Origin of the sequence: Pontibacter litorisediminis, assembly GCF_029360645.1 — a bacterium.
GTDB lineage: Bacteria > Bacteroidota > Bacteroidia > Cytophagales > Hymenobacteraceae > Pontibacter > Pontibacter litorisediminis.
The window spans coordinates 590,428-602,671 of sequence record NZ_JARDUA010000001.1 but is presented as its reverse complement, the minus strand read 5'-3'; the positions used below and the strand labels follow the sequence as shown (position 1 = coordinate 602,671).

The following is a 12,244-nucleotide window of genomic DNA, read 5'->3' as shown; positions in this document are numbered from 1 at the left end:
GGTTTATTGTTGGTAGCTACCGTGCAGTTTATACTTGTCTCATGTTGAAAGTCCCCCAGCGGGTGTTCTACTGCATTTTGCCCGTGTGGGTGGTATTGAATCATGCCGCTCCCACAGACCCGCTATGGGAACTATAGCTGATCCTCCATGTCTGTTACTTCATTACTTCGAGCCAGCCTTTGTACACTTTTCGCGTACGGCTGCTGGTGAATTGGTAGTAATACACGCCTGCCGACAATCCTGCTGCCGTCCACCCGTTGTCATATTGGTCGGATTGATAAACTGATTTTCCCCAGCGGTTAAAGACCTTCAGTTCCAGTGTGCCTGCCTCGACCCCCTGTACCGTAAATGCATCGTTTTTCCCATCCCCGTTTGGCGTAATGATGTTTGGGATGACGGGGCATTCGTCGCTGGAGACAATAGCCTCCTTCAGGTATGAACAGTCAGCTGTGGTGATCGCGACGGAATAAACGCCAGGCGCTGATACTTTGATAGAAGGAGTGGTTTGCCCGTCGCTCCACAGGTAAGTGGCTCCATTGGTAGTGGCATCCAACACCACCGGCTCGCCGGGGCAAATGAATGCCTCTGCCGGAAAATGAGCGGCAGGTTCGGGAGCAGAGGCTATGGTTATTTCATCTCTGGAAGTACATCCGTTCGGACTAGTCACCTCAACCCAATAGGTGCCAGCGGCAGCAACAACTGTGGTTGTGTGGGTAGCGCCGTTGCTCCACTTTATGCTGCCATTTCCGGTGTTGCTCACACTTAGGTTGGCCGTAGATCCTGGGCATAATATTGTAGGGCCGCTAATATGCACTGCTGTTGGTGCATTGGAGGTAGCTACAAACTCACCATAATTGTCGGATGAAGTGTACAGCATGATGGGAGAGGCAACCGTATCTGCTACTTGGCTCCAGTGAGTATAGGTGTTATCCTGCCTGCGGAAGAGGCTGCTTCCGCAGACTAAGCCATACTGTTTGAAGTACACTTTATACTTTTTGGATTTTTCGCCGACCTTGAACATACCATAGTATTCCTTTACCTCCTGAGAGTTATTTATGCCGCTGGTGGAGGCTGGAGGGGACTGGACGGTATACAGATGCAAGCCCTGTATAGCAGGATCAACTTTGGTTATAGAAAAATTAGCCCTGTCAGTAACTAGTTCAAGAGGGGCGTTCCAGTCGGAGGTGTACCTGTAAACGCTTTTATCTCCTATCGGGGCACCGGAGGAAACAGCAGCTACGGAAGGCGAGGTGTTTTGTAGTGTCCCGTCTATTTTTTTACTGCTTTGGTCTTTGATCACGCCATCTGTAAAGCTGTCTAGTTTGAAGTAGCCTATCAAATCTGGTGAATCAGGAGGTATGGAACGGCACATGTTCTGTCTGATCTCACTTACAGTTAGTGCTCTTTTCCATAGTTTTACCTCATCAACCTGTCCGCTGTAGAAGTGGTTGCCCAGAAACCTGTAGTAGTAGTTCCCTATAAGCAGTTTCTCGCTGCTGCTGAGTATTGTACGAGTATAGCCTGTCTCAGACTTTTGCTCTAGTACCCCGTCTACATAGATCATCCAAGTACCATCCTCTACGACGCCTGCCAAGTGGTGCCAGTTATCATCTGCCACAATGGTGTAAGAATAGCCTGAGGTTCTGTAGTTGCCTGATCCGTCTCTGCCGGCAATACAAGCTTTTCCGTTCTGGATTAAGAGTTGGAATCCTTTTTCCGCATCGCGGTCATACTTCGATATGATGTGGTCATGTCCGAGAGAGCTTGTTTTAATCCAAGCCTCTACTGTTAGCGTATTGGTGAGCCCTCTGTTGTCCTCGCCAAAGTCAACGTAATCATTTATACCGTCAAGCTGGAGTGCCTGTTTGGGTCCTTGTGCGTAACAATTGAAAGCGAGAGATACAGAGAAAAGGGTGAGTAGGCAAGGTAAAAGTTTGTTCATAGGCGTTTGTGAAGCGAATATGGATCAAGTATAGCAATAATTTAATGACTTAAGAAGTCAGTCATTAGCTTTAGGGCAAGCGTGCTGCTTCGGCCGTCATAAGGTGTTCCCACCGTGGCGTTGTAGTATTTTGCTTTCTCAAACACATCTGGTTTAGCCTGCCGCTGGGCTTCAAGCAGCTGCACTAAATTTGTTGGGGTAACTGCAGCATCTATCAGCCCTCTTTGTATGAAGCCATAGTAGTCTTCTAGTTTATGGCTTGGGTTGAAGTCGTAGAAGATAGACCAGACGTTTAGCAGCACAGCCTCCAGGTGAATGCCGGAGTTGCCGCTAACCTGCACATCGATCTGGCGCAGGTATTCAAAGGTGGGGGTCGTGCGGCTGTCGGATAAACTGATTTTGGGTCCTATACTTCTAAACTTTTCGAAGTTGCGCGTATCTCGTGGGTGGGGCCTTAAAACAATATGAAGGTCTGGCAGTGCCTCCGAAATTGCAACCACTAGCTTACTAACCTCTGATAAATCATCCATCAGGTTACAGCCAAGCCCAATGGTTTTAATTGTTCTGTTGGTGTTCCGGTAAGGCACATACGCGTCGGCTTTGGGCATGCCGATCAGTTCTACCTTTCCTTCTACCGGTCCGCAGCGTTTATACTTATCCAGCGCATCCTGGCCCTCCAACAGGTTCAGGTCAAACTGCAGGGGCGGGAACATAGTGCTGACGCTAGCGTGCTGTATGTAAACGGTTTTAACGCCGAGGCTTTTAGCAGCCAGTAACATGGCGCGTGCATCGGCATTGTGGTCGTTGGCAAAGATGATGGCCTTTGGCTTGTATCTTCTCAGCTTGCGCAGGTACACCTCATAGAAACCCACGGCATCATAAAGCACGTCAAAGAAGCGCAGGGTACTGGCTTTTTTATACTTTAGAAACTGCAGCAGAAGCAGCGGGAACTTATAGTAGTACAGCAGCTTCTGCCGTAACGAAAGTCGTTGAACCACCTCGTTATACTTGCCAATCTCTTTGCTTTGCCCCGCCACAAAGACAGTTCCAGGGAGTGCTGCTTCGATAAAGCTCAGGCTATCATAATTATTCTGGCTTACTACGTATAGCCATACTTTCCCCTGAAGCTTTTCTTTGTTTTCAACGGATTTAAAGAGGTTGCCAAACAAGCGCAGCAAAGTATAACCCGCTACTTTGCCCAGGCGCATCAGCGGGTTTTTAGGTGATACAGCACTTTTGGCACTTTCCGGGAGCTTTAAAAACGCCTCTGAAAAGTGCAGGTGAAGTATGTTATCGTAAAGAGTGAACCACTTGCGCATGCGCTAAACCAAATCCCAGTTGAGGGGTGTCCCGGCCTGGATGTCCTGCCTGGCCTGCTTGCCCAGCAGCGTGTCGTAGTGCTTGGGCGCCAGCCCCAGGCCCGGGCGAATGACGCGGATGTTCTCCTTTGTGAGCGCCTCGCCCGCCTTGATGTCCTTGGCCGCGTAGACCGAGCGCTTGAACAGGCGGCTCTTTTCCTCGGCCCGCTGCACCCCGTACTGCACGCGCCCCAGCGCCAGCCGCGCCCTTTCCGTCTCCACCACCAGCGTGTGCAGCTCCTCGGGCTCCAGCGAGAAGGCCGAGTCCACGCCCCCGTCGGCCCGGCGCAGCGTGAAGTGCTTCTCCACCACCGTCGCGCCCAGGGCCACTGCGGCCACTGCGGCGCCTACGCCCATGGTGTGGTCCGATAGGCCCACCTGCACCCCATAAAGCGCGCGCATGTGGGGGATCGTCAAAAGGTTGGTGTTCTCCGGCGTGGCCGGGTAGGTGGAGGTGCACTTGAGCAGGATAAGCTCCCGGCACCCTGCCTGCCGAAGCACCTGCACTGCCTCGGCCACCTCCTGCACGGTGGCCGCGCCGGTGCTCATGATCACGGGCTTGCCCGTGGCCGCCACGCGGCGCAAGAGCGGGTGGTCGGTGTTCTCGAAGGAGGCGATCTTGTAAAGAGGCGCCCCCAGCTCCTCCAGAAAGTCCACGGCTGTCTCATCGAAAGGGGAGGAGAAGGCGATCATTCCGCGCTCCCGGGCCCTGTCGAAGATAGGCCGGTGCCACTCCCAGGGGGTGTAGGCCTCCTGGTAGAGGTCGTAGAGCTCCCGGCCCTTCCACAGCGAGCCTTCATCCTCGATAGTGAAGGCACCCGGCAGCGTCATGGTGTCGGCCGTGTAGGTCTGCAGCTTGATGGCGTCCGCGCCCGCGTCGGCGGCGGCGTCCACAATGGCCAGCGCCCGCTCCAGCGACTGGTTGTGGTTGCCCGACATCTCGGCGATGACAAAGGGCTTGTGGCTGGGGCCGACCAGGCGGCCGGCGATGTTGATATCGTTGATCATGTTTCTTCTGTTTTTATACATTGCTTTCTGATAGCCTCAGCACGAAGCAAAATGCCTCGGGGTGCTCCGGGGCAGGCGCGCCATAGGAGAAGCCGGCTTTCTCAAAAGCCCGGACCGAGGCGATGTTCTCATGCTGCACCAGCCCCTCCACAAGGGTTACCTCAGGGCACTCCTGCCTCAGCCTCTCCACCCCCTTCAGCAGCACCACATGGCCAAGCCCCTTTCCCCGGTACTTTCTGGCGATGAGGTAGCCCAGGGTAGCCTGCCCCCCCGAGAGGTTAAAGCGAATCTGCCCGGCGGGTTCCCCGGCAACTTCAGCGATGTAAACCGGCGTGCCTGTGTCCTCCAGCCTTGCCTTGAACCAGGCCTGGTGGCTGGCCAGCGGAATAGGCTTTGGGTTAAAGGAGCGCTTGCGCACCTCCGCATCGTTGTTCCAGTCATAGACCAGCAGCACGTCCTCTGCCGTGGCTCGTCGGAGCTTGAGGCTGGCCAAGAGGCTGAGCCTGTGGAACTCCCCGAGCAGCCGCTCACCGCTTTTGCCGTCGAGGTACTGCCGCTGCACCTGTACCTGTTGCTGGAAATCGGTGGCTATACTTGCCGAAGCTATACTTTGCGGCCCCTCATACTGCCGGGCCACGCCGGTGCCTGTCAGGAACCTGTAAAGCCCCTGTTGGTTGTCTGCCGTCTGCAGCACACAGAGCAGGCCACCCACGGCGGCGTACTCGTAGGCCACGCCGCTGGCTGATGTCACCGCCACGGCACAACGCCGCATCAGGCGGCACATGCCCTCAGCATCCAGGTTTTGGTGCAGCTTCACGCGCTCCTTGCCCTGCAGCCACCCCTCAAGCTCCGGAAGGTGCCGGTAAGCCCCGCCTACCACTAGCTCGATACAATCGAAGCGCTGACTGGCATGCAGTTCCTGCGCCAGCCGCAGCGTGTGGTTCCGGGGATCCGCGCCGCCCAGGTTCAGCAGTAGTCGCAGCCCTTCATCCGGCAGTTCCCGCTCTTCGCTAGCGGCCTTCAGGAAGGGCGGGCGCAGCAACGCATACGCCGGGCCGAGCAATAGCCTGGTGTAGGGGGCGGCCTTATACTTCTCTTTTTCCACGCCGCCCGCCATGTTTAGCACCGCATCGGCCACGAAGGGGTAGGCGTGGATGTCGTCGATGCAGACAAGGGCACAGCCGTGGTGCTTGATGACTTGCTGGTAGGCTGTGTCGAAGCGGTACCCGTCGAGCACCACCACGTCGCTTGGCCGCAGCACCTGCCCACATAGGTAGGTAGCTTCCTGCTCGTTTATCTCCTGAGCTTCCAGCACGATCACCTCTTCGCAAACATGCTGTAGCTGCCCCAGCAGCGACTCCTCCGGCTGTTGCACAGCGAACACGCAGCGGAACTCCTCCTTGAGCATCTGGGCCAGCGCCAGCGAGCGCACCACGTGCCCCAGCCCAATGCGGCTGTTGCCGTCGGCGCGGAAGACGATGCGGGATTTGTTGGTCTGTGCTATGTCCTTGCTTGTATCAGTCAACGTTGTGCAGCAGTTTAAACTTCAGCTCGGCCAGTTTCCAGTCCGTCTCGCTGTCGATGTCCTGGGCCTCTAGCTCTGAGAGCTCCACCACTCCGGAGTTAGGGGTGAAGAGCCTTTTGCTTTCCAGGAACCTGTCCACGCGGAACCAGTAGAACTGGCCGGCGTCGTGGAAAGCGGCCGGCAGGTCCTGGGAGCGCGAGTTCAGGTGCTCGGGCCAGTTCAGCACGGCTTTCCCGTGCTCCACCTTCAGGCTGCGCCAGATCGGGTAGCTGTACCTTAGCACCGGAAACACTGTGTCAAATCCGTCTTCGGTGAGCATGCTGTAGCCCTTGCGCAAGGTATCACCCGTTATGAAGGGGGCAGTGGGATAGAGGCAGCAGGCCTCATGGAAGGACTTGCCCCGCTCTTTATACTTGGACAGCACCTCCTCCAGCACCTGGGCCGTGGTGGCGAAATCAGTTGATGCCTCCGTGCCTCTCAGAAACGGCACGCTCGCGCCACGCTCCCGCGCCACCTGCGCAATCTCCTCGTCATCCGTGGAGACCATGACCTCCTCAAACAGCCCGGAGCTCAGGGCCGCCTCGATGGAGTAGGCGAGGATGGGCCTGCCCAGGAAATTCCGGATGTTCTTGCGGGGGATGCGCTTGCTGCCTCCCCGGGCCGGTATAATGGCAAGCCTGCTCACCGCTGCACAAACTCCTTCACCTTCTCAATCACAAACTCCTGCTCCTCCTGCGTCAGCGTCGGGTACATCGGCAGGCTCAGGCATTCGGCATAGTACTGCTCGGCATGCGGGAAGTCCCCCTTGCTGTAACCGAGGTCGCGGTAGTAGGGCATCGTGTGGGCCGGGATGTAGTGCACCTGCGCAAAGATGCTATGCTCCCTGAGGTAGTCGTAGAGCCCCTTGCGGTCCGCTACCTTGATCACGTAGAGGTGATAGGCATGGCCGGTCTCCTCCCCGTGCAGCGCCTCTGCCGTGGTCGTTAAGGTTTCGAGACCTTCCACGCCAGCGAAGGCCTCATCGTACACTTTGGCGATGCCCCTGCGGCGGGCAAGGCCGGCGTCGGCGCGCTCCAGCTGCGAGAGGCCCAGGGCGCAGAGCATGTCGGGGATGCGGTAGTTGTAGCCCAGCTCCTGCATCTCCATGTACCAGCCGCCGTGGTGCTCCTCCAGCAGCGCCTCATCGCGGGTGATGCCGTGGGTGCGGTAGAGCAATAGCTTTTTGTACAGCGCCTCGTCGTTGGTGGTCACCATGCCGCCCTCGCCCGTGGCGATGTGCTTGACGGGGTGGAAGGAGAAGATGGCCAGGTCGGCATACTTGCCGTTGCCGCACAGCTGCTTCTCGCCCCGGCTGTCAGTAAAGTAGCCGCCGGGCGAGTGGGCCGCGTCCTCCACGAGCCACAGGCCGTGGGCGTCGGCCAGCTGGCGGAAGGCCTCCAGGTTCACCGGGTTGCCGGCAAAGTCCACCGGTATGATGCCGGCGTAGTAGCCCTGAGGCTTGCTTTCTATCAGTTCACGCACCTTCTCCACGTCCAGCAGGCCCGCGGCAGGATCGATGTCGGCGAACTCGACCTGGCCGCCGCAGTAGCGCACGCCGTTGGCCGAGGCCACGAAGGTGATGGGCGTGGTGATGACCCTGGAGCTCTCGTTCACGCCCAGGGCCAGTGAGCACAGGTGCAGGGCGGCCGTGCCGTTGGCGCAGGCCACGGCGTAGCGGGCACCCACGTAGCGGGCGAAGGCCGCCTCGAACTCGGCCACCTTCGGCCCCTGCGTCAGGTAGTCGGACTGCAGCGTCTCCACCACCGCCCGGATGTCCTCCTCGGTGATGTGCTGGCGACCGTAGGGAATAGGGTTTATGTTTTTAGCTTCTGACAATGGAGTTAGAGAGTTAGTAGGTTAAAAAGTTAGAAGATCGACCATGGAAGACAGCTTCATTATCAATCACTCTTGCACTCACCCGGTCGTTCACGCATTAAAATTCGGGTCCACGTGCTGGCGGATCTGCTCTCTTAGTTGTTCTACGGTAAGCCAATCGGTGTTGGTGCCGGAGTTATACTTAAAGCCCATTTCTACCATCTTACCCTTGTGTGCTGCCAAAAATTCGTCTGTATTCCAGATTGGGGTGGATGGGAGTATCACGTAGTATTTATCCAGTTCCACTGTGTTCAGAGAGTCTGTTTCGGTGATCATCTCCTCGTGCAGTTTTTCGCCCGGGCGGATACCTACCACCTCCTGCTCACAGTTCGGGCCGATGGCCTCGGCAACGTCGGTGATGCGGTAGGATGGGATCTTTGGCACAAAGATCTCGCCGCCCCAATGGTTCTCCAGCGCATGAAACACCAATTCCACGCCCTCTTCCAGGGATATGTTGAAGCGGGTCATGTCCGGGTGGGTGATGGGCAGTATCCCGTCGGCGCGCTTCTTCAGGAAGAAGGGCACCACAGAACCTCTCGAACCGATCACGTTGCCGTAACGCACCACCGAAAAGCGGATATCGCGTTTGCCGCGCATGTTGTTAGCTGCCACAAAGAGCTTATCGGAGCATAGTTTGGTGGCGCCGTACAGGTTGATCGGTGCTGCGGCCTTGTCTGTAGACAGCGCCACTACATCCTTCACACCACAATCCAGGGCGGCATTAATCACGTTTTCGGCACCCAGCACATTTGTTTTGATGCACTCCATGGGGTTATACTCGGCGGCAGGTACCTGTTTCAAGGCAGCGGCATGCACAATGATGTCAATTCCCTCGCAAGCGCGCTTAAAGCGGTCGCCGTCGCGCACATCCCCGATAAAGTACCGGATAGAGTTATACTTGCTGTGCGGGAAAACCTGTGACATCTCGAACTGTTTCAGCTCGTCACGGGAGTATATCACCACTCTTCTCACGTTCGGGAAGCGGGCGTATACCATCTCCACGAACTTTTTTCCGAACGAGCCCGTGCCGCCCGTTATCAGTATAGCCTTGTTGTTAAGGTCTAATGCCATGCTGTGTTTTTTGCTTTATACTTTGGGTGCAAATTGGTCACCCAATCCTGCTGCAAGATACTTATTTTAGCGGAAGCCTGCACGGGTGTAGAAAGAGGGAGTATACTTTCAAACGAAAGGCGGCCCACACCGGAGCCGCCTTGCTTTTTTTCTTCACACCTGGGGTGATTATTCCGACAGGCCCAGTTCCTTTGCGGATAGCTCCCGCATCTCTACCTTTCGTACTTTTCCGGTTACGGTCATGGGAAACTCATTCACAAATTTCCAGTAGCGGGGGATCTTCACGGTGGCAATCTTTCCTTTGCAGAAGGCCGTCAGTTGCTCGGGTGTGGCGGCAATCCCTTCTTTCAGCTTTACCCAAGCCATTACCTGCTCACCATACTTCTGGTCCGGCACTCCGATCACCTGCACGTCCACGATAGCCTCGTGCGTCATCAAAAACTCCTCCACCTCTCGAGGCGCTATGTTTTCGCCGCCCCGGATGATCAGGTCTTTGATGCGGCCCACGATCTTTACGTACCCTTCTGCGTCCATTACAGCCAGGTCGCCAGTGTGCATCCAGCCGTTGTGAATAGCTTTGGCCGTCGCCTCTGGCATGTCCCAGTAGCCCAGCATGACGGAGTAGCCACGGGTGCAAAGCTCTCCCTGCTGGCCTCGCGGCACTACCTGCCCTGTCTCCGGGTCCACGATCTTCACCTCCAGGTGCGGGTGCACGGTGCCTACGGTGGAGACGCGCTTGTCCAGCGGGTCGTTCGTGCGGCTCTGGAGCGATACTGGGCTGGTTTCGGTCATGCCGTAGCACACCGTCACCTCCTGCATGTTCATCTTTTGCTGCACTTTTTTCATCGTCTCTACGGGGCAGTTGGAGCCGGCCATAACGCCGGTGCGCAGCGTGGAGAAATCATACTTTGGGAAGCTTGGGTGGTCCAGCTCGTCAATGAACATGGTGGGCACGCCGTAGAGCGAGGTGCATTTCTCCGCCTGCACGGTATGCATGACCTGCTCCGGCTCAAAATATGCCCCCGGAACCACCATGCAGGAGCCATGGGTGATACAGGCCAGGTTGCCGATCACCATGCCGAAGCAGTGGTAAAAGGGCACCGGAATGCACACGCGGTCCTGCTCGGTATACTTCAGGACCTCACCTATAAAAAAGCCGTTGTTCAGGATGTTGTGGTGCGACAGGGTGGCGCCTTTAGGGTAACCCGTGGTGCCGGAGGTATACTGGATGTTGATTGGGTCGTCGAATTGCAGTGCCTGCTCTCGTGCCTTTAACTCTTCGTCGGGTATACTTTCGCCGGCCTTCAGGAAAGTGTCCCAATCGCGCTCAAGTATCACGGTTTGCTGCGGGTAATCGCAGGTGGGGCGGATCTCCTCCAACATCGCCACATAATCTGTCTGCCGGAAATTAGGAGCGGCAACTAGCAGGTTTATCCTGCTCTGGCGCAGGGCGTACTGCAGGTCGTTGGTTTTATAGCCAGGGTTGATGGTGACCAGGATGGCTCCCACCCGGGCGGTGGCAAATTGTACCAGCACCCACTCATAGCGGTTCGGCGACCAGATGCCTACTCTGTCCCCGCGCTGCACGTTAAGTGCCAGCAGGCTTTTGGCCACCTGCTCCACCTGCTCCCAAAACTCGCGGTAAGTGGCCCTGTAGTGCTGCGACACCACCACTAGGGCGTCTCGGTCGCCATATTTAGCTACTGTGTTTCTAAGGCTTTGGCCAATGGTCTCGCCACGCAGCGGAGTCGTGCTGGCGCCATGGCTATAAGATAGGGTATGCATATGCTGTGAAGAATATTAGATCCCCAAATTTCAGCATACGAGACCTGTCGCCGTTTGGAAAGCACGAATCTGCTACGATTTCTAAGAAAGAGTATCTACGCTTTAGAAAAGTATCGCAGAAGCGGTTAAAAGATGATCCATGGCGCAAGAACTACGATTTCAAACCGCTGGCGGAGGAGGGTAGGCGAGAAGCCTACCTCTTTACCAGCTTCTTGATCACGTTGGCCAATTCCTCTGTCAGCGCTTCCCGGGAGAAGCGGGAGTGGTTGATGTAGGGCAGGTCCAGGTTCGGGTTTATCTTCCAGGCTTTGCTCCACTGGTTCATGTGGTCAAGCATCAGGTCATAGGCGGTGTAGTGGAACAGGCGTCCGGCGCCACATTCGTCTATGATGCGGTCCATGTCGGAGTGCACCGGGCCCAGCGCGATGATCGGCTTGTTAGAGGCCAGGTACTCGAACAGTTTGCCCGGCACGTTGGCGTATACGTTCTCCACGTCGGCAATCGCCAGAAACAGCACGGTGCTCTCCATCATATACTTAATGGCCTCCTGGTGGGGCACGTAAGGTATGAACTCCGTAATGCCCAGCACACCGGCCTTCTCAATCCTTTTCTTCACGCCTTCGGATACCTTGCCCACAAAGCGAAGCTTGTAGTTTATCTCATTATGGATGGAGAGCAGATGTGCCAGCACCTTCAGGAACACATCGATATTGTACTGCTCGGTGATCGTGCCGGTGTAGGTGATCAAAAACTCGTTTTTCGGCGGCTTGCTCTGGTAAACAAAGTCTTGGGCATCGTAGCCGTTCGGTATTACATGGATCTTGCGCCCGTCTATACTGGCCGGCTTGTTCAGGAAGAGGCGTTTGGTGTCCTCGCTCGTCACAAGGATGGCATCTGCCTGCTCCAGCACCTGCCGCTCATACTTCTCGTCCAGGCGCTTGGCAATCGGGGTGTGCAGCAGCTGGTCGTAATAGTGTATGTTGGTCCAGGGGTCGCGCAGGTCAGCTATCCAGGGCAGGTTATACTTCTGCTTTAGCTTCAGCCCGATCAGCTGTGTAGAGTGGGGCGGGCTGGTGGTGACAATGGCTTTATACGTGCCGTCCTGCAACAATTCCTCGGCCTTGCGTATAGCATGCTTGTTCCAGCCCACACGGGCATCGGGTATAAACAGGTTGCCACGCACAAACTTAAACAGCTTGTCCAGCAGCGTGTCTTTCGCCTGCTGGTTGGCAAAGCCGCTGTACGGCACTTCCTTTTTGCCGGATAGCTTCTTGTAGTATTCAAAAGGCTCTGAGGTGGCCGTGCGGTATACCTGCAGCCCTTCGGGAACTTCCTGGGCAAAGGTTTCGTCCAGAAGAGGGTAGGACGCCTGTTTTTCGTCTACGGTGAGCACTGTGGGGCGCACCCCGAACTGAGGCAGGTACTTGCAGAACTTCAGCCCACGCTGCACACCCGGCCCTCCGGACGGTGGCCAGTAATAAGAGATGTAAAGTATATCGGTCAGGTCAGTTTCTTTCAAAGCGATCGGTACTATGCAATTCTTTTCAAATATAGGGAATAAAACATTCCGATAATGGCTTTACGCGGCATTGGGTCTGCTGTTGTATTTATGCTTTTAAAGCAAGTATAGCCAAGCAAGGC

9 protein-coding genes are annotated in these 12,244 nt (G+C 56.0%); all 9 read right to left on the bottom strand.

The genetic code is table 11. The features are described 5' to 3' along the window. Nucleotides 1-154: 154 nt before the first annotated feature. A complete protein-coding gene (locus PXG97_RS02615) occupies nucleotides 155-1,942 on the bottom strand; it encodes a LamG-like jellyroll fold domain-containing protein (RefSeq protein ID WP_276496165.1) in 1,788 nt (595 codons plus the stop codon). A 41-nt stretch (nucleotides 1,943-1,983) separates the two neighbouring features. Beyond that, nucleotides 1,984-3,261 carry a glycosyltransferase family protein gene (locus tag PXG97_RS02610; protein ID WP_276496164.1) on the bottom strand — a complete coding sequence of 426 codons (1,278 nt, stop codon included), beginning with the start codon at nucleotides 3,259-3,261 and terminating at the stop codon, nucleotides 1,984-1,986. Nucleotides 3,262-3,264: 3 nt separating this feature from the next. Next, entirely contained in the window at nucleotides 3,265-4,308 is a 1,044-nt protein-coding gene (gene pseI, locus PXG97_RS02605) for a pseudaminic acid synthase (RefSeq protein ID WP_420851752.1), read from the bottom strand. Nucleotides 4,309-4,321: 13 nt separating this feature from the next. Beyond that, on the bottom strand, nucleotides 4,322-5,833 hold the full coding sequence (gene pseG / locus PXG97_RS02600; protein WP_276496162.1) for a UDP-2,4-diacetamido-2,4,6-trideoxy-beta-L-altropyranose hydrolase: 1,512 nt from the start codon (nucleotides 5,831-5,833) through the stop codon (nucleotides 4,322-4,324). Further along, a complete protein-coding gene (gene pseF, locus PXG97_RS02595) occupies nucleotides 5,826-6,518 on the bottom strand; it encodes a pseudaminic acid cytidylyltransferase (protein WP_276496161.1) in 693 nt (230 codons plus the stop codon). The genes pseG and pseF overlap by 8 nt, the downstream gene beginning before the upstream one ends. Continuing rightward, nucleotides 6,515-7,708 (bottom strand): UDP-4-amino-4,6-dideoxy-N-acetyl-beta-L-altrosamine transaminase, encoded by a 1,194-nt coding sequence (gene pseC / locus PXG97_RS02590; RefSeq protein WP_276496160.1) that lies wholly within the window; start codon nucleotides 7,706-7,708, stop codon nucleotides 6,515-6,517. Before pseC ends, pseF begins: the two co-directional genes overlap by 4 nt. A 90-nt stretch (nucleotides 7,709-7,798) precedes the next feature. Then, nucleotides 7,799-8,818 (bottom strand): UDP-N-acetylglucosamine 4,6-dehydratase (inverting), encoded by a 1,020-nt coding sequence (gene pseB / locus PXG97_RS02585; RefSeq protein ID WP_276496159.1) that lies wholly within the window; start codon nucleotides 8,816-8,818, stop codon nucleotides 7,799-7,801. 168 nt (nucleotides 8,819-8,986) lie between these two features. Then, nucleotides 8,987-10,603, bottom strand: coding sequence for an AMP-binding protein (locus PXG97_RS02580; protein ID WP_276496158.1), 1,617 nt, complete (start codon nucleotides 10,601-10,603; stop codon nucleotides 8,987-8,989). 193 nt (nucleotides 10,604-10,796) lie between these two features. Then, nucleotides 10,797-12,122, bottom strand: a complete 1,326-nt coding sequence (locus PXG97_RS02575) for a glycosyltransferase family 4 protein (RefSeq protein WP_276496157.1) — start codon at nucleotides 12,120-12,122, stop codon at nucleotides 10,797-10,799. Nucleotides 12,123-12,244 lie beyond the last annotated feature (122 nt).